Origin of the sequence: Oerskovia sp. NPDC057915 (assembly GCF_042887685.1) — a bacterium.
GTDB lineage: Bacteria > Actinomycetota > Actinomycetes > Actinomycetales > Cellulomonadaceae > Oerskovia.
In genome coordinates, this window is the sequence record NZ_JBHVOS010000017.1 from 1 (window position 1) to 21667 (window position 21667).

The window sequence follows — 21667 nt, forward strand, 5'->3', positions numbered from 1 at the left end:
CCGCTCCCCCCGTGAGGGGAGCGGCGCCGTCGGGCGTTCGCGTCAGAGCGACGAGTCGGTCAGCGACCCTGGTTCGCGACCGCGGCGATCGCGTCCGCCGCAGCAGCCGGGTCGAGGTACTTGCCACCCTTGACCACGGGGACCAGGTTCTCGTCCAGCTCGTAGACGAGCGGGATGCCCGTGGGCACGTTGAGGCCCGCGATGTCCTCGTCCGAGATGCCGTCGAGGTGCTTGATGATCGCGCGCAGCGAGTTGCCGTGCGCCGCGACGAGGACCGTCTTGCCCGCCTTCAGGTCGGGGACGACCTCGCCCTCCCAGTACGGAAGGGCGCGCTCGAGCACGTCCTTGAGGCACTCGGTCTGCACGACCGGCGCGTCCGCGTAGCGCGGGTCCGTGTCCTGCGAGAACTCCGAGCCCAGCTCGATCGCGGGCGGCGGCACGTCGTACGAACGACGCCACAGCATGAACTGCTCCTCGCCGAACTCGGCGAGCGTCTGCTTCTTGTCCTTGCCCTGGAGCGCACCGTAGTGACGCTCGTTGAGGCGCCACGAGCGCTTCACGGGGATCCAGTGGCGGTCCGCGGAGTCCAGGGCGAGGTTCGCCGTCGTGATCGCGCGACGCAGCAGCGAGGTGTGCACGACGTCGGGCAGCACGCCCGCGTCCGTCAGCAGGCTCCCGCCGCGCTTCGCCTCCTCGACGCCCTTGTCCGAGAGTGCGACGTCCACCCAGCCGGTGAACAGGTTCTTGGCATTCCATTCGCTCTCGCCGTGGCGGAGCAGCACGAGGGTGTAGGTCATGGTGACCATCCTGCCGCACGGAGGCTCCAGCGACCGCGCTGTCCCGGGAAATGGTCACCGAACATCTACGGAACGGGAATCCCTCACCGGCGGGCCCCCCGGGAATGGTGACGCGCGCCACGCGTTGTACCAGCATGCCGATCACCGGAGAGTACGCCCCCAGCGCGAGCGACTGGGCACGCAAGCAGGCCGACCTCTACGAGAGCTCGGGCGGGACCAAGGGCACCACGCTGCGCGGGATGCCCGTCGTGGTCCTGTGGACCCTCGGCGCGAAGAGCGGCAAGATCCGCAAGACCCCGCTCATGCGCGTCGAGCACGACGGCATGTACGCCGTCGTCGCCTCGCTCGGCGGGGCCCCGCAGCACCCCGTCTGGTACCACAACGTCGTCGCGAACCCCCACGTCGAGCTCCAGGACGGGCCCGAGCGCCACGACTACACGGCCCGCGAGGTCACGGGCGAGGAGAAGGCCCTGTGGTGGGAGCGCGCCGTCGCGGCGTACCCCGACTACGCGAGCTACCAGGAGCGCACCGACCGCGAGATCCCGGTGTTCGTGCTCGAGCGGCGGGACTGACCTGACCGTCCGCGGCACCCCCGGCGTGAGCGGCGCGCTCAGCGCGGCCTGCGCGCCCGAGCCTCGGCCGCCTGCTCGTACACCGTGAGCATGGCGTCCGCGGTGGCGTCCCAGCCGTAGCGCTCGCTCACGCGCCGGGCACCGGCCGCGAGCTCCGCGCGGCGCGCGTCGTCGGCGAGCAGGTCGCTCAACGTCCGCGACCAGGTCCACGGGTTGTGGTCGGGGACCAGGATCCCGGAGACGCCGTCCTCGACGACGGTCCGCAGACCGCCGACGGCCGCAGCGACCACCGGTGTGCCCGACGCCTGGGCCTCGGCCGCGACCAGCCCGAACGACTCGTTGTGCGACGGCACGGCGACGAGGTCCGCCGCGCGGTAGTAGCGCACCAGCTCGTCGCGCGGCACCGGGGGCCGCACGATCACCTGGTCGGAGACGCCCATCTGGTACGCCAGCGCCTCGAGCTCGCGCACGGCCGTCATGCGCCCGCTCGGTCCGCCCAGGACCACGAGGGTCGGCAGCGCCTCGTCGTGGTCCGCGAGGACACCGAGCGCCCGGACCAGCACGTCAGGGGCCTTGAGCGGCTGGACGCGCCCCGCGAACAGCACGAGCCTGCCCGTCGTCGGTAGCCCGAGCGCGGCCCGCAGCAGCTCCTTGGTCTCCCCCGGCGCGGGCGGCGAGAACAGCTCCAGGTCGACGCCCGGCGGCACCACGTGCACCTTCGCGGGGTCCGCGCCGTACTCCTCGACGAGGTCCTTGAACTCCTCCGGCGTGCTCGCCACGAGCGCGTCGGCCTCGGCGACGACCTGCTCCTCGCCGATGATCCGGCCGAGCGGCTCGGGGGCGTCACCCGGCGCGAGGGCCGCGTTCTTCACGCGGGCCATGGTGTGCATCGAGTTCACGAGCGGCACGTCCCACCGGTCGGCCGCGAGCCAGCCCGCCTGCCCCGACAGCCAGTAGTGCGTGTGCACCACGTCGTACCAGCCCGCCTCCCGACGCGCCTCGGCCCGCAGCACCCCCGCCGTGAAGGCGCAGAGCTGGCCGGGCAGGTCGTTCTTGTCGAGCCCCTCGAACGGACCGGCGACGACGTGGCGCACCAGGACGCCGTCCTCGGCCTCGACCACGGGAGGCTGGGCCGACGACGTCGCGCGCGTGAAGATCTCGACCTTCGCCCCGCGTCGTGCCAGCGCCCGCGACAGCTCGGTGATGTACACGTTCATCCCGCCCGCGTCGCCCGTACCGGGCTGGTCGAGCGGGGACGTGTGCACCGAGAGCATCGCGATGCGCGGCGAGTCCTTCACGGCGCTCAGGCCTCCACGACGCAGGCCGGGACGGGGATCGCGAGCTCGTCGACGAGCGTGCCCGCACCGTTCCCCCGGTCGACCCGCAGGACCGTGAGGTTCGACGAGTTCTGGTTCGCCACGACGACCAGGTCGGCCTCGGGGGTGCCCTCGCCCGCAGGAGCCAGCACCGCGAAGTGCCGCGGCCACGCACCGCCGAGCGGGGTGTCGGCGAGGTGCTCGAGGACGGGGGCGACGCCGTCGGGCGCTGTACCGGCGCACGAGACCGCGAACGTCGACAGCACGTCCGCGCCTCGGATCGCGACGAACAGGCGTGAGCCGTCCGCGCTCAGCGCGACGTGCGACGGATAGTTGCGGCCGCCCTCCGGGAGCGGGGCCGCCGTGGCCGCGACCGAGCCGACCACCTCGAACGTGCCCTCGCCCGACGGGACGAGGACGTAGACGCGCGCGTCGAGCTCGGTCGCCACGAAGAGCGCGGCGGGGGCACCCTGGGAGCCGTCGAGGACCGCGAGGTGCCGCGGTCCGGCCCCACCCGGGAAGGTGGCCGAGACGCGGGCCGGGCTGCCGCCGTCGGGCCCCTCGGCGAGGGCGCGGAGCTCCGCGTGAGACCGCGGGTAGGCGCGCAGCTCGTCCGTGCCCAGGTCCACCACGACCGGCGCGCCCTCGACCTGCGCCACGAAGTGGGCGTGCGGCCCCTCCTGACGCTCCGTGTCCGGCCCCGTGCCACGGTGTCCCAGGCGCAGCGGTGCCGTCGGGGCGCCCGACGCGTCGAGCGGGAGGACCGCGAACGTGCCGTCGCCGTAGTTGGCGACCTGCACGGCGTCGTCCGTCGCGACCAGGTGGCACGGGTACGTGCCACCGCTCGGGACCGTGCCCAACGGCGCGAGTCCCCCGTCCGGGGTGATCTCGAAACCGCTGACCGCGCCCTGCTCGGTCTCCGACACCGCGTACAGGCGCGTGCCGCCCGGGCCGAGCGCGACGAACGACGGCGACGGCGTCACGGCCGCGAGCACCGCGTCCCCCAGCGCGCCCGTCGAGGCGTCGACCGACAGCCGCCAGATCCCCTCACCGCTCCCGGGCGCCCCGCCGTCGGGGTAGGTGCCGAGCCAGAGGGTCCGCGAGTCCGCGCCGGAGGCCACGGACGACGTCGAGTGGGAGGTCATGACCAGAGCCTAGTAGCACCCGGACGCACGTCAGGGGCGCCCCGACCCGATCTCCACGATGCGGAGAACGGTCGGGACGCCCCTGACGGGAAACAGCGAAGAATCAGTGCGCTGCGTCGTAGGCCTGCTGGACGTCAGCGGAGATACGACCGCGCTCGCTGACCGTGTGACCGTTGGCGCGCGCCCATTCACGGATCTCCGTCGCCCGCGACGGGCCCGCTGCAGAAGAACGTGCCTTGCGCGCCGCGGGACGAGCACCGCCGCGCGTGACCTTGCGTGCGTGACCTACCCACGACGCAAAAGAGTCGCGCAATTCCTGGGCGTGAGCCGAGCTGAGGTCGATCTCGTAGGAGACGCCGTCGAGAGCGAACGTCACGGACTCGTCCGCCACCCCGCCGTCGACGTCGTCGACGAGAATTACCTGGACCTTCTGTGCCACTGTGCTACCTCGCGTCTTCGAGAATTGATGCTGGTATCTCGAAGTGTGCCATTACGAGGGAATGACGTCAAAGTCAAAGAGCGTGTCGTGGCTAGGCAGAAGTCGTCGAAGAATCCCCTGCAGGCCGTGCAGCGACCTCGGCCCGTTCCGCCTGGGCGTCGAGCTCCGCCATGGCGAGCCGTTCGTTACGGTCCGCGCGGATGATCGCGCGCATCGCGAAATAGAAGAGGATGCCGACCCCGACCGAAGGGATCAGGGCATAGACGGCCGGCCAGAAATCGCTCATGCGGGCCAGTCTACGACCGTCGGGCCGGTGCGGGTGCCGGCCCGTCGGCCGGCACCCGTGCACGTCGTCGCGGGGTCCGCTCCGCTGTACCTCGGGCGGTCACCCGCCCACGGTTCACTGCGCGGGCTTGACCAGCGGGAAGAGGATGGTCTCGCGGATCCCGTGGCCCGTCAGCGCCATGAGGAGGCGGTCGAGCCCCATCCCCATGCCACCCGACGGCGGCATCGCGTACTCCATCGCTGTGAGGAAGTCCTCGTCCAGGCGCATGGCCTCGTCGTCGCCCGCCGCCGCGAGGACCGCCTGGGCCTCGAAACGCTGACGCTGGATGACGGGGTCGACGAGCTCGGAATAGGCCGTCGCGAGCTCGAATCCTCGGACGTAGAGGTCCCACTTCTCGACCTGCCCCTTGACCGCGCGATGATCGCGCGTCAAAGGAGAGGTCTCGACCGGGAAGTCACGCACGAACGTCGGGGCATACAGGTGGTCACCCACCATGTGCTCCCAGATCTCCTCGACGAGCTTGCCGTGCCCGGCACGCTTGGTGTCGTAGGAGATCTCGAGGCGATCAGCAATCTTGGACAGGTGTTCCACAGACGTTTCCGGGGTGATCTCCTCCCCCAGCGCCGCCGACAAGGAGTCGTACATCTTGAGCTGCGCCCATTCCCCGCCGAGCTCGTACTGCTCACCGTCCGGAAGCTCGATCGTCGTGGTCCCCAGAGCATCCTGAGCAGCACGCTGGACGAGGTTCTGGGTCAGCTCGGCCATGGTGTTGTAATCACCGTAGGCCTCGTACGCCTCGAGCATCGCGAATTCCGGCGAGTGCGTCGAGTCCGCGCCCTCGTTACGGAAGTTGCGGTTGATCTCGAACACCCGCTCGACGCCGCCGACGACCGCACGCTTGAGGAACAGCTCCGGCGCGATCCGCAGGTACAGCTCCATGTCGAACGCATTCATGTGCGTCGTGAACGGACGCGCCGCCGCACCACCGTGAATGGTCTGGAGCATCGGGGTCTCGACCTCGAGGTAGCCGCGCTCGTGGAAGTTCTCGCGCAACGACCGGACGACCGCAGCACGCAGGCGGACCATGTCACGCGCCGCAGGACGCGCGATCAGGTCGACGTAGCGCTGACGGACACGGCTCTCCTCCGAGAGCTCCTTGTGCAGCACGGGCAGCGGGCGCAGCGACTTCGCCGCGATCTTCCACTCGTCCGCGAAGATGCTCAGCTCGCCGCGACGCGAGCTGATGACCCGGCCGTGCGCGAACAGGTGGTCCCCCAGGTCCACGTCGGCCTTGAACGCCGCGAGCGACTCCTCGCCGACCACGGCCTGGCTCAGCATGACCTGGAGGCGGTTGCCCTCGCCGTCCTGCAACGTCACGAAGCAGAGCTTGCCTGTGTTGCGCAGGTACACGACGCGGCCCGCCACACCCACGACGTCGTCCGTCTCCTGGCCGCTCTCCAGGTGGTCGTAGGCCTCACGCACCTGGGCGATCGTGTGCGTGCGAGGCACCGAGACCGGGTACGCCTCCTCGCCCTGCGCCAGGAGTCGTTCGCGCTTCTCGCGTCGGACCCGCAGCTGCTCGGGGAGGTCGTCCGTCTCCTCCACCTCCGCCGGAGCGGGGTTCACGACGGGAGCGGCATCGGCGGCGGGCACGGCGGCAGCAGCGGGATCGGGGGAAGTCACGCGACGATTCTACCGGGGCCCGGCGGGCCGGGTTCCGGGCCCGGGCCGCCGGGCCCCGCCCGCGTGCGGTGTGTGCCGCAGGCGGGCCGGGCCTGGCTTGGCCTGACCGGGCCGGGTCGGGCTGGGCCGGGCCAGGACGGGACGGGACAGGCCTGGTGCCTCAGCCGATCAGGTCGAGCGCGAGGTCGAGGATCGGCGCCGAGTGCGTCAGAGCCCCCACCGAGAGGTAGTCCACGCCCGTCCCGGCGACCTCGCGCGCACGGTCGAGCGTCAGGTTGCCCGTCGCCTCGAGCTCGATCTTCGCCGGGCCGCCCGGTGCACCCTCCCGCTCGCGCACGAGCCGCACCGTCTCGGCGAGCACGGGCGTGGGCATGTTGTCGAGCAGCAGGAAGTCCGCGCCGGCGTCGAGAGCCTCGAGCGCCTGGTCGGTCGTGTCGGCCTCGACCTGGATCAGGACGTCGGGGAACATCGCGCGCACGGCCTCGATGGCGCCGCTCACCGACCCGGCGGCGACGACGTGGTTGTCCTTCACCATGGCCACGTCGTACAGGCCCATGCGCTTGTTCGTGCCGCCACCGGACCGGACGGCGTACTTCTCGAGGGCCCTCAGGCCGGGGGTCGTCTTGCGGGTGTCGAGGACCTGCGCGCCGGTGCCGTCGAGCTCGCGCGCCCAGGCCCTCGTCGCGGTCGCGACGCCGCTCGCACGGCTCGCGAGGTTGAGCAGGGTGCGCTCGGCCGTCAGGAGCACCTGGACGGGACCCGTCAGAGCGGCGAGGACGCGCCCACGGGTCACCGCGTCGCCGTCCTGCGCGGTGAACGTGACGGTCACGGGTGCCAGCCCGAAGCGCTCGGCCACCTGCCGGGTGACCTCCTCGACGACGACGAGGCCGGCCACGACCCCGTCGGCCCTCGCCACGAGATGGGCCGTCCCCGTGCCCGACGGCGGAACGGTGGCCTGGGTGGTCACGTCCCGGCCGGGTGTGGGGCCGAGGTCCTCGTCGAGGGCGCGCGTGACGATGTCGGCGACCCACCGGGGGTCGAGACCGGGCTCGATGAGAGAGGGAGAGTTCACGGCGCTCACGCTACCGCCCGCCGACGGTGACCGTCCGGCCCGCCGAGGGTGACCGTGCGGACCGCCGAGGGTGACGCTTCCAGGCCCGACGGTGTCGCGCAGCAGCTCTTGAGGGCCATCGCACGATCCGGTCGTCACCCTCGGCACCCACGCACGTCGCCCCCGGCACCGCCAGCCGTCACCCTCGGCGGGCACTCACGTCACCCTCGGCGGGCACGCACGTCGCCCCCGGCACAGCCAGCCGTCACCCTCGGCACCCACGCACGTCGCCCCCGGCACTCCCAGCCGTCACCCCCGGCGGGCTGCCGCCTCAGACGACCCGCAGCTCGCCGTCGGGCCCCAGCGTGATCTCGATCCGCCGCGCCCACGCGGGCTCGACCTCGGGGAAGTCCGTCCGGAAGTGGCCGCCGCGGCTCTCCTCGCGCAGGAGCGCGGCCTCGGTGAGCACCGTCGCGACCTGGTGCACGTTGGTCGTCTCCCACTCGGCGGTCTGCGGGGCGGCGACGACGTCCGTGGACCGGTGCGCGTCGGTGCGGACGGCGGCGAGCTTGTCGGCGGCGACCCGCAGCCCGTCGCCGCTGCGGATCACGCCCGGTCCCGCCGACGAGACCGACTGGACCCGGGAGCGCGCGGCGGCCGGCACGAGGGCCGCCTCGCCGTCGCGCTCGACGGGCGTCCCGAGCGGGAGCTCGCCGGCGGCCACCCGGGCCGTGATCTCCTGGGCGGCGCGGTACGCGAAGACCAGCCCCTCCAGGAGGGAGTTCGACGCCAGCCGGTTCGCCCCGTGCACGCCGGTGCAGGCGACCTCGCCGACGGCGTACAGGCCGTCGAGCGTCGAGCGGCCGTGGAGGTCGGTCACGACACCGCCCGAGTGGTAGTGCTGGGCGGGCGCGACGGGGATCGGCTCCTCGGTGAGGTCGATGCCCTGGTCGAGCAGCCGCTCGGTGATGGTCGGGAAGCGCCGGCGCAGGAAGTCGGCTCCGAGGTGGCGGGCGTCGAGCAGCACGTGGTCCGAGCCGGTCGCGGCCATCTGCCGCACGATCGCGTGCGCGACGACGTCGCGCGGCGCGAGCTCGGCCATGGGGTGCACGGCGGGCATGAAGCGGTGCCCGTCGGTGTCGAGGAGGATCGCGCCCTCACCGCGGACGGCCTCGGAGATGAGCGGGAGCTGCCCCTTGGCGCCCAGGCCGAGCCACAGCACGGTCGGGTGGAACTGGACGAACTCGACGTCGCCGAGCGTCGCCCCGGCGCGCAGCGCGGCGGCCATGCCGTCGCCCGTGGCCTGGGGCGGGTTGGTCGAGGAGCGGAAGACCTGCCCGATACCACCGGTCGCGAGGACGACCGCGCGGCCGAGGACGGCCCCGACGCCGTCTCGCGACCCCTCGCCGCGCACGTGCAGCGTCACGCCGCAGGCTCGCGGTCCGCCGGGCTCGTCGGGCGACGTGGTGAGGACGTCGAGCACGAGCGCGTTCTCGATGACCTCGATCCCGGGGTCGGCGAGGACGGCCTCGAGCTGGGCGACGAGCGCCCGGGAGATCTCCGCGCCCGTGGCGTCGCCGCCCGCGTGCGCGATGCGGTCGGCGTGGTGCCCGCCCTCGCGCGTCAGGGCGATGTCGCCGCCGGGCGCCAGGTCGAAGTTCGCGCCGCGCGAGACGAGCTCGCGCACGCGCTCGGGTCCCTCTGTCACGAGGACCTCGACCGCGGCCGGGTCGCACAGGCCGCCGCCCGCGGCGAGCGTGTCCTCGAGGTGCGCGGCCGGGGAGTCCGAGGGGTCGAGCGCCGCGGCGATGCCACCCTGGGCCCAGACCGTGGACCCGGACGACAGCTCGCCCTTGGTCACGAGCAGGACGCGCGGGACCTGGGTGCGGAGCTCGAGCGCTGCCGTGAGCCCGGCGATGCCGGAGCCGACGACGATCGCGTCGACCGTTGTCGTCCAGCCGGGGGCCGGGGCGGCGAGGCGGCGGGCCAGGTGGCGGGGCGCGCGCGCCCCGGAGCCTGGAGCGACGGGAGCGGTGCCGGGGGCCGCGGCGGGCGCCCCGTCGGTGGAGACGTGCGCCTCCGCGGCCTGGGTCATTCGGCCGTGGCGGACTGGAACGGGGCGATGGGCAGGCCGCTCGGCTCGAGGTCGTATCCCTCGGGCACGAGGCCGGGCTCCTCGCTGACCTCGACGATGCGGTTGTCCCCGTCGACGAACACGACGTTCGGCAGGAAGTGGCGTGCCTCGTGGTCGGCGATCATGCCGTAGGCGATGAGGATCACGGTGTCGCCGGGGTGCACGAGGTGCGCGGCGGCGCCGTTGATGCAGACCTTGCCCGAGCCTCGCTCGCCGGGGATCGCGTACGTCGTCAGGCGTGAGCCGTTGGTGACGTCGACGATGTCGACCTGCTGGCCGGAGATGATGTCGGCGGCCTCGAGGAGGTCCACGTCGACGGTCACGGACCCGACGTAGTGGAGGTCCGCCTGCGTCACGGTGGCGCGGTGGATCTTGCCGATCATCATGGGTCGTTGCAAGGAAGCGGGGCGGCGCGTGCCGGCCTGCGGTCCCGTCTGGGTCACTGCGTGCCTCCTGGGCGGGCCGTGCGTGCGGCGGGGTCTGCCACGTCCACGGCCAGGTTGTCGATCAGTCGGGTGGTTCCCACGCGTGCCGCCACGAGCAGCAGCGCGGGTCCCACGTACTCCGGTTCCAGGTCGTCCACGGTAGTCGGGTCGACCAGCGCGAGGTAATCCACCACAACGCCGGGGTGCTCGTTGAGCATTCCCGAGGCCACCTCGATGGCTGCGGCGGCGCCCTGGCCGGCCGCCGCGGCGGCCGCTCCGGCGCGCAGCGCCTGGCTCAGCGCGAGGGCGTCGGCGCGCTCCTGCACCGACAGGTAGGCGTTGCGCGAGGACAGCGCGAGGCCGTCGTCGTCGCGCACGATGGGGACGCCGACGACCTCGACGTCGACGTCCAGGTCGGCGACCATGCGGCGGATCGCGAGGAGCTGCTGCGCGTCCTTCTCGCCGAAGAACGCGACGTCGGGCCTGGTCAGGTGCAGGAGCTTGAGCACGACGGTCAGGACGCCGTCGAAGTGGCCGGGGCGGAAGGCGCCCTCGAGCACGGTGCCGATGCGTCCGGACGTGACGCGCACGATCGGGTCGCCGCCGGGGTACATCTCCTCGACCGGGGGTGCGAACACGAGGTCCACGGCAGGGCGGCCCTGCGCGGGCTCGGGGAGCCCGGCGAGGAGCGCCACGTCGGCGTCGAGGTCGCGCGGGTACCGGTCGAGGTCCTCGCCCGGTCCGAACTGCAACGGGTTCACGAAGACGGTCACGACGACCTCCCCGGAGGGCCCGACACGCTCGCGCGCCGCGCGCACGAGCTGCAGGTGGCCGTCGTGGAGCGCGCCCATGGTCATGACGACGGCTCGCGAGCGCCCCTCGACCCCGCGGCCCGACGGCGTCGCACCGGCAGGCGCGTCGGTGGCAGCCTCGACGGGGGCGACCAGGGCCTCGCGCAGTGCGTCGCGCGTGCGCACGACGCGCGGCCGGGCCGTCGCGGGGGGTGTCGGCACGGACATCACTGACCTTCCTCGAGGACGTCGAGCAGCTCCTGGGCCTGGCGGGCGTCGATGCGCCCTGCGGCCAGGGCGCGGCTGGTGGCTCCGCGGCTGAGCTCGCGGTAGGACGCGGGGACGTCGGTCGCGGCGACGCGCGGCGCCGTCTCCTGCGCGGACGTGACGGCCAGGGCGCGCAGCACCTCCAGGTGCTCGGCGACGGTCCCGACGTCTCCGCGGGACACGGGGCCCGTGAGCGCCGCGATGGCGCCAGGCCCCGTGCCCTCGGCGGCGTCGGCCGACCGGGTGGCGCCGTCGAGCGCGGCGGACAGCAGCGGGGCCAGCACGCGCCCCGGCTGCTCGATGCCCGCCGCCTCGAGGGCCTGCGCGGCCTGCGCGACGAGCACCACGAGGTGGTTCGCGCCGTGCGCGAGGGCCGCGTGGTAGAGCCCGCGAGCCTCTTCCTCGACCACGACGGGCTCGCCGCCGATCTCGACGACGAGCGCCTGCCCGATGGGCTGGACGGGCGCCGGGCCCGTGACCGCGAACGTCGTGCCCTCGAGGCGCGACAGGTCGAGCGACGTCCCGGAGAACGTCATCGCGGGGTGGATCGCGAGCGGGATCGCTCCCTGGGCACGCGCCGGGTCGAGCACGCGAGCGCCGTAGCGGCCCGACGTGTGCACGACGATCTGCCCGCCCTGCCATGCCCCGACCTCGGCGAGGCCGGAGACCAGGCCCGGGAGGGCGTCGTCGGGCACGGCGAGCAGGACCAGCTCCGCGCGCCGGACGACCTCCTCGACCTCCAGGGCCGGGACGCCGGGCAGGAGGAGCTCGATGCGTTCGCGCGACGCCTCGGAGATGCCGCTCGCGCCGACGACCGCGTGGCCCGTGGCGCGCAGCGCACTGCCCAGGACGGCGCCGACGCGTCCCGCACCGACCACTCCCACACCCAGGCGCCCGGGGCGCCGCCGTCCGTCACTCACGTGCGTCCTCGCTCTTCTGGTCGTCCGTACCGCGCGGGTCGTCCGCGCCGCGCAGGTCGTCCGCCGCTCCTTCTGGCGGCGTGGGCTCCACGTAGGGCGCGGTCTCCGCGTCGTCGTCCTCGATCCTCTCGACGACGGCCGCGACCTCGTCGCGCCGCATCCACAGCTCGGGCCCGGCGTGCGCGCGGGCCTCGCGGGCGCGGCGCGCCTGCTCGTCCATGAGGGCGCCCGCGACGTGCTGGTCGAGGTGCGGCACGGTCGGCGTGACCGGGCCGGGCACCGAGTGCACGGCGAACGTCGCGACGCCCAGGCGCCGCTGCCACGGTCCCTGCTGGAGGCCGAGCGACTGCGTGCGCTCGTGCGGCACGATCTCGACCTGGCGCACGAGGCGCCCGCGCCGCAGGACCAGCGCTCGGCCCGTGACGGCGAACCCGTTGCGGCGCCACGCGATCGGGTCGAGCACGCGGGTACGGCGCGGCGCCGTGGTGAAGTGGTCGCCCGCGTCGATCCCGGACAGGGCCTCGTCGAGCAGGGCGCGCGGGTCGGGCGTGCCGAGGTCCGGCAGGACGAGCCACACGGCGCCCAGCGCCTCGTCCCGCGTCCCCACGGGGAGCAGGACGCTGTTGTTGGTCGTGCCGTCCGCGCTGAGGCCGTAGCCCGCGACGTTGACCTCGACGCGCCACCAGTCGGCGCTGCGCCACAGGAGCCCCTGCGTGAGCCGGATCGCCTGCACGCGGCCCGGCGGGATGGTCTGCGAGCGCGTCTCGAGCAGGCCGTGGCGCAACCGGATGCCGTCGGGCGAGATCGCGCTGCGGAAGTTGAACTCGCGCGTGAACCGACCGAAGAGATAGCCGCCGACACCCAGGACCAGCGGCAGCGCGGTGAACAGCGTGCCGATCTCGCGGGTGCCGACCGCGACCCCGATGAGGCCGAGCACGGCGACGACCAGGACGATCATCGCGACCGTGCGGACCAGCGACCAGACGAGGCGGCCCGGCGGGACCTCCATGACGGGCTGCTCGGGCGCCTCGGGCGCTCCCAGGTCGGCCTGCCCGACGACGGCGCTCGCGTCTCCCGGCACCTCGCCACCGGGCGCTTCGCCCGGCTCGTCCGGCCCAACCGCGGGTGCTCCGCCAGGGACGGACGGCCGCACCGGCGCGCCCCCGACACGCAGGCCCGCAGCACGTGCGAGCAGCTCGGCCCGCAGGTGGTTGGCGTCGTCGAGCTTGAGGAAGCCCAGCTTGATGCCCGAGTCCGAGCCGCCCGCGACCTCCAGCTTGAGCTCGGCCAGCCCGAACAGCCGGGCCACGAGCGGCTGGACGATGTCGACGGCCTGGAGCCGGTCGAGGCGCGCCTTGCGCTGCTGCCTGAACAGGACGCCCGTGTGGAGGCGGACCGACTCGTCGTCGATCGCGTACGTCGTCATGCGCCAGGCGAGCGCGGAGTAGCCGAGGCCGATGAGGCCGACGACGACGATCCCGCCCAGGATCTGCCACCAGCCGTTGCCGGCCAGCATGTTCTGCCCCGCGGGCAGGCCGTCGAGGGTCTGGTTGCCGACGATGACGAGGAGGACCGCGATGACGGACCAGCCCCGGACCACCGGGGTCACGGGGTGGACACGGTGCCAGGTCAGGTCTGTCGGTGGGGCGTCGGGCTGCGTGGTGCTCTCGCTCATAGCCCGGCCAACCGTGCCTCTCCACGGGAGGCGAGGCGGTCGCGCAGGCGCTCCGCCTCGGCCGGCTCGAGGCCGTCGATCGACGCGTCCGTCGCGGGCGAGGCCGTGTGGAGCTGGACCTGGGCGATGCGGAACCTGCGGGCGATCGGCCCGGCCTGGACGTCCACGTACTGCATGCGGCCGTACGGCACGACGACGAGAGAACGGAACATGACGCCCTTGCGGATCAGCAGGTCGTCGTCACGCTCGGCGTAGCCGATGGCCCGGACCTGGCGCGGCACGACGACCACGCACCAGACCCCGATCGCGAGCGCGACCGCGGGGACGGTCCACAGCCAGACCAGGCTGAACACGAGGGCGAACACGGCCCCGAGCACGAACGGCACGAGCAGGAAGATCCCCACCGTGAGCAACCGTGCCGTGATCAGCCGGGTCGAGACGCCCTGCCAGTGCACGCCCGGCGGGTCGAAGGGGCCGGTCGCTGAGGTCTGGCCCGGTGCTGGGTCCTGGTCCGGTGCGGGGGCCAGGTCGAAGGCGTGGTCCGTCATGTCCCCATCCTCCCATCCGGGCACGGCCCGCGCGTCGGCCGAAGGACCGACGTCGCGTCAGGCCGGCGCGCCGGCCTCGGGATCGGCCTCGCCGGCGGCGCGCGGCCGCCCGCCGTTCGCGGGGTCGGTGTCGTCGGGCGGGACCTGGCAGAACTTCTCCACGACGAGCCCGACGACGGCGAGCACCACGGCGCACAGCGCCGCGACCCCCGCCGCGATCGCACGCTCGCGCCGCGCCTCGATCGCGAGGTCGCCGAGCACGGCGACGACCTGCGCGAGGTACCACCCCGCGAGCAGCGAGCCGGTGAGGGCCGCCGCCTTGGCGAGCACGAGCGTCCGGGCCGCCCGCAAGGGGTCGAGCGACGGGCGCCGACCCTTGAGGTAGGACCGCACGGCCCAGCCCGCCCAGAGCACTCCTCCGGCGAGCGCGACCAGGGCCACGTCAACGACCCAGGGCACGTGCGGCAGGTAGGTGCCCCGGCGCTCCAGCCCGACGACGACGAGCCACCCGACCAGGGTCGTGGCGACCGTGACGAGCAGCAGCGTCGTGACCTTGGTGCGTTGCATCAGCTCGACGGGCCGCGCAGCTCGGCCGGGAAGGACATGGGCACGCCCGTGATGGGGCCCTGCTGGGTCGGCGGGGCCGGCTGCGCGCCCTGCTGCTCAGGGGTCACCGGGGCCGGCTGCGGCTCGAACGGGCTCGCCGGCGCCGGGTGCACGGGGTGGAACTGCGGGGTCACCGGCTCCTCGGGCACCGCCGGCGCGGGAGCGGCCGGGGCTGCCGGAGACGTCTGCGCGGGAGCCGCCTGGGCTCGCTGCTCGACCGCCGGGGCGGACTGGGAGACGTCGGCCCACAGCGGCGGGACCTGGGCGTGCGGCGGTTCCTGCCCGTCCTGCGGGTGCACGGGGTGGAAGGCCGGGACGAACGGTCCCGGTTCCTCCACGGCACGCTCGGGGCGGGGCGGGGTCGGCTGGGCCTGCGGGGTCGGGGCCTGGACGGGCGGGGCCGCCGGCTGCTCCGGCACGAACGGGTTCTCCTGGGCCTCCGCGGGCGTGTGCCCGGCGGACGCCCCGGTGTCCTGCGGGGACGTGGGAGGCGTCGCGCCGCCGGGTGCCGGCGACGGCGTGGAGGCGGTGGTCTGCTCGGGTACGTCCGCGGCGCTCGGCGCCTCGGGGGCCGGTGACGCCTGGGGTGCCGGTGCGGCCTCGGCGGGTGCCACAGGTGACTCGTCGGCGCGGGACGTGACCGGAGCCGCCTCGGGCTCGGGCTCGGCGTCGGTCAGCCAGTCGAGAGCGAGCCAGCGGATGCCGCCGCGGTCGGGCGCGGTCGCTGCCAGTGCAGCGACGGGGCCGCCGCCCAGACCCGGCAGCACGGCGTCGGGGGCGATCTGCGACCACGGCTCCAGCACGAAGGCACGCTCGTGCGCCCGCGGGTGCGGGAGCTCGAGGTCCTCGGTGAACTCGGTGACCGTGCCGAAGACGATCAGGTCGACGTCGAGCGTGCGCGGTCCGTTGCGCTCGGCACGGACCCGCCCGTGGGCGTTCTCGACCCCCTGGATGGCGTGCAGGAGCGCGCGGGGTGCGAGCGTGGTCCGTGCGAGCAGGATCGCGTTGAGGTAGTCGGGCTGGTCGGGGCCGCCGACGGCCGCGGTCCGCGCGAGCGGCGAGACGTCGGTGATCTCGAGGCCCGAGATCCGGTCGAGGTCGGTCACGGCGTCGCGCAGCGTCTGCTGGGCGTCACCCAGGTTGGCGCCCAGCGCCAGCACGACCGGCACGAAGCCCGAGGGAGCCTCGTCGAGCCGGTCGAGCACGGGGGCCGGGACGAGCTCCGGCTCGGGGGCGACAGGTTCAGCCGCGGGCTCCGGCTCGACCGGTGCCTCGGCGGCCTCCGGAGCGGCGCGCACGGGCAACGGGGCCGGGACGGCGAGCGGCTCGGGCTCCGGCAGCGGTGGGACGGGTCCCGTCTCGAGGCTCGAGGCCTCGGCGGCGAAGGGCGCTGCCGAGGGTGCTTCGGTGACGGGCGCGGACGCCGGGAGGGGCTCGGCCGGGACCGGGACGGCGACCGGCCGCACCTGCTCGTCCGGGGCGTGCTCGGCCGCAGCGGGCTCGACGGCGACCTGGTGCGGGACGGGAGCGACGTCGTCGGGCAGGGCGGGCTCACCCGACGCGACCTGTCCGTCGGCCGCGGGTGCCGCGTCCTCCGAGAGCGCGTCCGGCGCTGCGGGCACCTCGTGCACCGTGAGGGGCGCGGGGACCGCGGAGGCGTCCGGAGCCGCAGGCGCGGGGGTCTCCGCCGCGGGTGCGGCGGTCGGTGCCACGACCTCCGACGGCGCCGCGACGGCCTCGTGGAGGGGTGCCTCCGCGAGGGGTGCCTCCGCGAGGGGTGCCTGCTCAGCGGCGACCCCGGTGACCTCGGACGGTTCCGGCTGAGCGACCGGCGCGGGCTCGACGACGGGCTCGAAGGTCTCCGCAGGGGCGCTCAACGCGTCCTGGGGTGCGCTGTAGAACGAGTCGAGGGCGTCGACGAACTCCTGGTCGGACACCCTGCCCGTGTGCGGTGCCTCGCCGGCAGCCGGACCGAGGTCCTCGGAGGTGGCGGCGAAGACGCCCTGGTCGGGCGTGCGGTCCGGCGCCGGGGCAGGAGACACGGGCGGGATCGACGGCGGCATGACGACGTGCTGGTCCTGCGGCGGGGCCGGCTCCGAGACGGCGACGTTCCCGAGCACGGCCGGGGTGATCGACCCGACCGGGATGGGCACGACGCGAGGGACCTCGTCGGCCACGACGGGCACCTTGACGCGGTCACGACGGACGACGACCTCGACGTCGTCGAAGGGCACGGCGATAGGCGCCTGCGGCTTGTGGACCGCGACGTCGACCGCGACGACCGCCGGGTGGCGCAGCGCGACCGCGGCGACCCGCTCGGCGACCGTCTCGATGAGGTCGGCGGGCGAACCGGCGAGCACCGCGACGACGTCCTCGGCGACGACCGCGTAGCTCACCGTGTCCTCGAGGTCGTCGCCGGCAGCGGCCGGGCGCGTGTCGAGGTGCAGCACCACGTCCGCACGGAACAGCTGCCCCTCGATGCGCTCGTGCTCGAACACGCCGTGGTGGCCCGTCGCGCTGAGCCCCGTGAGCCGGATCTGGTCGAGCGGGCGCCCGTCGGACCCCTGCACCGCCCCTGCGAACGCTGTGCTCACGTCGTACTCCTGTCGTCGCTGTCGTTCGTTCCGTGGTCGTCCGTGCTCTGCCCCGCCTGCCCCACGCTGGCATCCTCCCCTGTCCGACCGGCCCGAGTCCACGCGGCGGCGACCCGCACGGCGTCGGCCGAGGCCCGGACGGCGTGCACCCGCACGCACCAGGCTCCCTCCGCGGCGGCGAGCGCCGTGATCGCGGCGGTCGCCGCGTCCCGCTCGAGCGGCGGGGCGGGCGTGCCGTCCCGTCCGGCGAGCAGGTGCCCGAGGAAGCGCTTGCGGGACGCGCCCACGAGCACCGGGAAACCGAGCTCCCGCAGCGTTCCCAGATGGGTCAGGAGAGGCCAGTTCGTGGAGCCCGCCTTGGAGAAGCCGAGGCCCGGGTCCAGGACGATGCGGTCGTCGCGCACGCCCGCCGCACGCAACGCCTCGACGCGCGCCGCGAGCTCGTCCCGCACGTCCGTCACGACGTCGTCGTACACCTCGAGGTCGTCCATGACGTCCGCGTGACCGCGCCAGTGCATGGCCACGAAGACCGCCCCGGTCCGGGCGGCGACCGCGGCCATCTCCGGGTCCGCGAGGCCCCCCGAGACGTCGTTGATGATCTGCGCCCCCGCAGCGACCGCCTGCTCGGCGACCGCGGCCCGCGTCGTGTCGACGCTCACCACGGCCCCTCGGTCCGCGAGGGCCGAGATCACGGGCAGGACCCGGGCGAGCTCCTCCTCGACGGGTACGCGCCCGGCACCCGGGCGCGTGGACTCGCCCCCGACATCGAGGACGTCCGCCCCCTCGGCCAGGAGCTCGAGACCGTGCTCGATCGCCGCACGCGGCTCGAACCACTCACCGCCGTCGGAGAAGGAGTCGGGCGTGACGTTGACGACTCCCATGACGAGCGTCCGGCCGATCCCCGCGAAGGGCAGGTCGGGGAGCGCGCCGTCGTGCTGTGTGTACCGCACTGCTGCGTGCCTACCGTCCCAGGATCAGGCTCATGGCCTCGGCGCGCGTGGCGCCGTCGCGCATCTGGCCGCGCACCGCCGACGTCACGGTCCGCGAACCCGGCTTGCGCACGCCGCGCATGGACATGCACAGGTGCTCGCACTCGACCACGACGATCACGCCGCGCGGCTCGAGGTTCTCGACCAGGGCGTCGGCGATCTGCGACGTGAGCCGCTCCTGGACCTGGGGGCGGCGGGCGTAGACGTCGACCAGCCGGGCCAGCTTGGACAGGCCCGTGATGCGGCCGTCGGCGTTCGGGATGTAGCCCACGTGAGCGACACCGTGGAAGGGCACCAGGTGGTGCTCGCACGTCGAGTAGACCTCGATGTCCTTGACCAGGACCATCTCCTCGTGGCCGAGGTCGAACATGGTGGTCAGGACGTCGCCGGGCTCCTGGCGCAGCCCCGCGAAGATCTCGCGGTAGGCGCGGGCGACCCGGGCGGGGGTCTCCTGGAGGCCCTCACGGTCCGGGTCCTCCCCCACCGCGAGGAGGAGCTCGCGCACCGCGGCGCGGGCCCGCTCCTCGTCGTACTCGGGGACGTCGGCCGCGGCCCGCAGACCCTGCTCGGCCCGTGCCGTCACGTCAGACCTGCCCGTCGTCGACCATGCGGTCCGCGGGGACCTCACCGATGCGCTCGGGCGGGAGCTCGTCGTTCGCGGCCGCGGCCTCGTCCTGCGGGACGACGATCGGCTCGCCCAGGGGGTCCTTGGGCATGCTGGCCTTCTCGGCGTCGGTCAGGACCGGAGGACGGTGCGAGACGGCACGCTGCTCGCTCGAGAGCCAGACCTCGCGGGGGTCGCGCTTGACGACCGGCGCGAAGATCTGCGCGAGCTCGGCCTGGTTCAGTGTCTCCTTCTCGAGGAGCTCCAGGACCAGGTGGTCCAGGACGTCGCGGTACTGGACGAGCACCTCCCACGCCTCGTCGTGCGCGGCCTCGACGAAACGGCGCACCTCGTGGTCGACCGTGCCCGCGACCGACTCGGAGTAGTCGCGCGTGTGACCCATGTCGCGGCCCATGAAGGGCTCGCCCGAACCCGTGCCGAGCTTGATCGCGCCCACGCGCTCGCTCATGCCGTACTCGGTGACCATCTTCTTGGCGATCGCGGTCGCCTTCTCGATGTCGTTCGAGGCGCCCGTGGTCGGGTCGTGGAACACGAGCTCCTCGGCGACGCGGCCACCCATCGCGTAGGCGAGCTGGTCAAGCAGCTCGTTGCGCGTCGTGGAGTACTTGTCCTCGAGCGGCATGACCATGGTGTAGCCCAGGGCACGACCGCGCGGCAGGATCGTCACCTTGGTCACGGGGTCCGTGTAGCGCATGGCCGCGGCGACCAGGGCGTGGCCGCCCTCGTGGTACGCCGTGATCTTCTGCTCCTTGACGTTCATCACGCGGGTCCGCTTCTGCGGACCGGCGATGACGCGGTCGATCGCCTCGTCGAGGGCGCGGTCGTCGATGAGCTGGGCGCCCGAGCGCGCGGTGAGCAGCGCGGCCTCGTTGAGGACGTTGGCCAGGTCGGCACCCGTGAAGCCGGGGGTGCGGCGCGCCACGGCGGCCAGGTCGATCTCGGGGACGATCGGCTTGCCCTGCGCGTGCACCGCGAGGATCGCCTCACGGCCCTTGAGGTCGGGGGCCTCGACCGCGATCTGCCGGTCGAAGCGACCCGGACGCAGCAGCGCGGGGTCGAGGATGTCGGGGCGGTTCGTCGCGGCGATCAGGATGACGTTGGTCTTGACGTCGAACCCGTCCATCTCGACGAGGAGCTGGTTCAGGGTCTGCTCGCGCTCGTCGTGCCCGCCGCCCATGCCGGCGCCGCGGTGACGTCCCACCGCGTCGATCTCGTCGACGAAGATGATCGCCGGCGAGTTCTCCTTGGCCTGCTGGAACAGGTCACGCACACGGCTCGCGCCGACGCCGACGAACATCTCGACGAAGTCGGAGCCGGAGATCGTGTAGAACGGCACGCCGGCCTCGCCCGCGACGGCGCGGGCCAGGAGCGTCTTGCCGGTCCCGGGGGGCCCGTAGAGCAGCACGCCCTTGGGGATCTTGGCGCCCACGGCCTGGAACTTGTCGGGCTCGGCGAGGAACTCCTTGATCTCGTGGAGCTCCTCGACGGCCTCGTCCGCACCCGCGACGTCGGCGAAGGTCACCTGCGGGGTGTCCTTGGACGCGAGCTTGGCCTTGGACTTGCCGAAGCCCATGACCTTGGAGCCGCCGCCCTGCATGCGGGACAGCAGGAACCAGAAGACGAGACCGATGATGAGGAACGGCAGGATGAGCGAGAGGGCCGACGCGAGGAACGAGGGACGCGCGATCTCGGAGTTGTAGCCCTTCGGGGGGTCCGCCTCCGTGACGGCGTTCACGACGGCCTCGCCCTGGGGAGCGACGTAGAAGAACTCCACGCTCTTGCCCTGGGACTTGCCGTCGACCTCGTAGTCGTCCTTGAGGGTCAGCTGGACGCGCTGGTCGCCGTCGACGATGAGGGCCTGCTCGACCTTGCCGTCCTTGAGGAGCTCGAGCCCCGTCGAGGTGTCGACACGGTGGACGCTGGGTCCGGACAGCGCCATGAAGGCGATCCCGAGGATCGCCAGGCCCACGACGATCCAGATGATCGGTCCGCTGAGAATCTTCTTGATGTTCATCGGCGACGGGGACGATTCCCCGTATCCCTCCACTCGCGCAATGGTTCCGCCAGTGAAGTTACACGCACAACCTGGCAGTTGGCTGGTCTGTTCGCCCAGGGCGTTGCGTCGACGAGCGACGTCCGCAACGGGTGGCGGCCGGGGCCGCGGGCGGCCCGCGGGTGACGGGAGGAGGACGCACGGCGACGAGCCGTGGTCCCCTCGCCCGTCACCGCACGGGCACGGTGGAGCGCGTCAGGACGAGTAGACGTGCGGGGCGAGCGTGCCCACGAACGGCAGGTTGCGGTACTTCTCCGCGTAGTCCAGGCCGTAGCCCACGACGAACTCGTTGGGGATGTCGAAGCCGATGTAGCGCACGTCGACCTCGGTCTTCGCGGCGTCGGGCTTGCGGAGCATCGCGGCGACCTCGACCGAGGCCGGGCCGCGGCTGCGCAGGTTCGACAGCAGCCACGACAGCGTCAGGCCCGAGTCGATGATGTCCTCGACGATGAGCACGTGGCGACCCGTGAGATCGGCGTCGAGGTCCTTGAGGATGCGCACGACGCCCGACGACTTGGTGCCCGACCCGTACGACGAGACGGCCATCCAGTCCATCTCGACGTCGTGGTGCAGCAGGCGGGCGAGGTCCGCCATGACCATGACGGCGCCCTTGAGGACGCCCACGAGGAGGAGGTCCTTGCCCGCGTAGTCGCGGTCGATCTGCTCGGCGAGCTCCACCAGCCTCCCGCGGAGCTGGTCCTCGGTGAGGAGGATGTTCTCGAGGTCGTTGCCGACGTCGGATGAGTCCACG

General features: G+C 73.3%; 20 protein-coding genes. 1 reads left to right on the top strand and 19 read right to left on the bottom strand.

All coding sequences use genetic code 11. From position 1 onward, the window contains the following. Window positions 1–59 precede the first annotated feature (59 nt). A complete protein-coding gene (locus ACFVQ3_RS12450; protein WP_387639325.1) occupies window positions 60–797 on the bottom strand; it encodes a phosphoglyceromutase in 738 nt (245 codons plus the stop codon). Window positions 798–931: 134 nt separating this feature from the next. On the opposite strand from ACFVQ3_RS12450, the gene ACFVQ3_RS12455 reads away from it, so the two are divergent. After that, window positions 932–1369, top strand: a complete 438-nt coding sequence (locus tag ACFVQ3_RS12455; protein ID WP_387639328.1) for a nitroreductase family deazaflavin-dependent oxidoreductase — start codon at window positions 932–934, stop codon at window positions 1367–1369. A gap of 38 nt (window positions 1370–1407) precedes the next feature. On the opposite strand, the gene mshA is transcribed toward ACFVQ3_RS12455, so the two are convergent. From mshA to hpt, 18 genes are all read right to left on the bottom strand, one after another. Further along, entirely contained in the window at window positions 1408–2643 is a 1236-nt protein-coding gene (gene mshA / locus ACFVQ3_RS12460; RefSeq protein WP_387639558.1) for a D-inositol-3-phosphate glycosyltransferase, read from the bottom strand. 29 nt (window positions 2644–2672) lie between these two features. Beyond that, on the bottom strand, window positions 2673–3830 hold the full coding sequence (locus ACFVQ3_RS12465) for a lactonase family protein (RefSeq protein WP_387639331.1): 1158 nt from the start codon (window positions 3828–3830) through the stop codon (window positions 2673–2675). Between the two features lie 103 nt (window positions 3831–3933). Further along, complete coding sequence (locus ACFVQ3_RS12470; RefSeq protein ID WP_387639334.1) at window positions 3934–4269, bottom strand: Lsr2 family protein; 336 nt, start codon at window positions 4267–4269, stop codon at window positions 3934–3936. A gap of 91 nt (window positions 4270–4360) precedes the next feature. After that, on the bottom strand, window positions 4361–4555 hold the full coding sequence (locus ACFVQ3_RS12475; protein WP_387639337.1) for a hypothetical protein: 195 nt from the start codon (window positions 4553–4555) through the stop codon (window positions 4361–4363). A 114-nt stretch (window positions 4556–4669) separates the two neighbouring features. Continuing rightward, a complete protein-coding gene (gene lysS, locus ACFVQ3_RS12480) occupies window positions 4670–6181 on the bottom strand; it encodes a lysine--tRNA ligase (protein WP_387639561.1) in 1512 nt (503 codons plus the stop codon). Between the two features lie 217 nt (window positions 6182–6398). Then, a complete protein-coding gene (gene nadC, locus ACFVQ3_RS12485; protein ID WP_387639340.1) occupies window positions 6399–7319 on the bottom strand; it encodes a carboxylating nicotinate-nucleotide diphosphorylase in 921 nt (306 codons plus the stop codon). Window positions 7320–7620: 301 nt separating this feature from the next. After that, window positions 7621–9384 carry an L-aspartate oxidase gene (locus ACFVQ3_RS12490; RefSeq protein ID WP_387639343.1) on the bottom strand — a complete coding sequence of 588 codons (1764 nt, stop codon included), beginning with the start codon at window positions 9382–9384 and terminating at the stop codon, window positions 7621–7623. Continuing rightward, window positions 9381–9809, bottom strand: coding sequence for an aspartate 1-decarboxylase (panD, locus tag ACFVQ3_RS12495; protein WP_239526437.1), 429 nt, complete (start codon window positions 9807–9809; stop codon window positions 9381–9383). The genes ACFVQ3_RS12490 and panD overlap by 4 nt, the downstream gene beginning before the upstream one ends. Window positions 9810–9862: 53 nt before the next feature. Next, window positions 9863–10867, bottom strand: coding sequence for a pantoate--beta-alanine ligase (gene panC / locus ACFVQ3_RS12500; protein ID WP_387639346.1), 1005 nt, complete (start codon window positions 10865–10867; stop codon window positions 9863–9865). After that, a complete protein-coding gene (locus ACFVQ3_RS12505) occupies window positions 10867–11826 on the bottom strand; it encodes a Rossmann-like and DUF2520 domain-containing protein (protein ID WP_387639348.1) in 960 nt (319 codons plus the stop codon). Before ACFVQ3_RS12505 ends, panC begins: the two co-directional genes overlap by 1 nt. Then, window positions 11819–13501 (bottom strand): PH domain-containing protein, encoded by a 1683-nt coding sequence (locus tag ACFVQ3_RS12510; RefSeq protein ID WP_387639351.1) that lies wholly within the window; start codon window positions 13499–13501, stop codon window positions 11819–11821. The genes ACFVQ3_RS12505 and ACFVQ3_RS12510 overlap by 8 nt, the downstream gene beginning before the upstream one ends. Next, window positions 13498–14049, bottom strand: coding sequence for a PH domain-containing protein (locus tag ACFVQ3_RS12515; RefSeq protein ID WP_387639354.1), 552 nt, complete (start codon window positions 14047–14049; stop codon window positions 13498–13500). Before ACFVQ3_RS12515 ends, ACFVQ3_RS12510 begins: the two co-directional genes overlap by 4 nt. Before the next feature lie 57 nt (window positions 14050–14106). After that, window positions 14107–14616 (bottom strand): DUF3180 domain-containing protein, encoded by a 510-nt coding sequence (locus ACFVQ3_RS12520; protein WP_387639356.1) that lies wholly within the window; start codon window positions 14614–14616, stop codon window positions 14107–14109. Then, window positions 14616–17249, bottom strand: a complete 2634-nt coding sequence (folK, locus tag ACFVQ3_RS12525; protein WP_387639359.1) for a 2-amino-4-hydroxy-6-hydroxymethyldihydropteridine diphosphokinase — start codon at window positions 17247–17249, stop codon at window positions 14616–14618. Before folK ends, ACFVQ3_RS12520 begins: the two co-directional genes overlap by 1 nt. After that, window positions 17246–18130 (bottom strand): dihydropteroate synthase, encoded by an 885-nt coding sequence (gene folP, locus ACFVQ3_RS12530; protein WP_387639563.1) that lies wholly within the window; start codon window positions 18128–18130, stop codon window positions 17246–17248. The genes folK and folP overlap by 4 nt, the downstream gene beginning before the upstream one ends. A 79-nt stretch (window positions 18131–18209) precedes the next feature. After that, window positions 18210–18797: a GTP cyclohydrolase I FolE gene (folE, locus tag ACFVQ3_RS12535; RefSeq protein ID WP_387639566.1), complete on the bottom strand. Its 588-nt coding sequence runs from the start codon at window positions 18795–18797 to the stop codon at window positions 18210–18212. A 25-nt stretch (window positions 18798–18822) separates the two neighbouring features. Then, the gene (gene ftsH, locus ACFVQ3_RS12540) at window positions 18823–20877 is read right to left on the bottom strand and encodes an ATP-dependent zinc metalloprotease FtsH (RefSeq protein WP_387639361.1); all 2055 of its coding nucleotides are present in this window, start codon (window positions 20875–20877) and stop codon (window positions 18823–18825) included. A gap of 234 nt (window positions 20878–21111) precedes the next feature. After that, complete coding sequence (hpt, locus tag ACFVQ3_RS12545; protein WP_030144051.1) at window positions 21112–21666, bottom strand: hypoxanthine phosphoribosyltransferase; 555 nt, start codon at window positions 21664–21666, stop codon at window positions 21112–21114. Window position 21667: the final 1 nt, after the last annotated feature.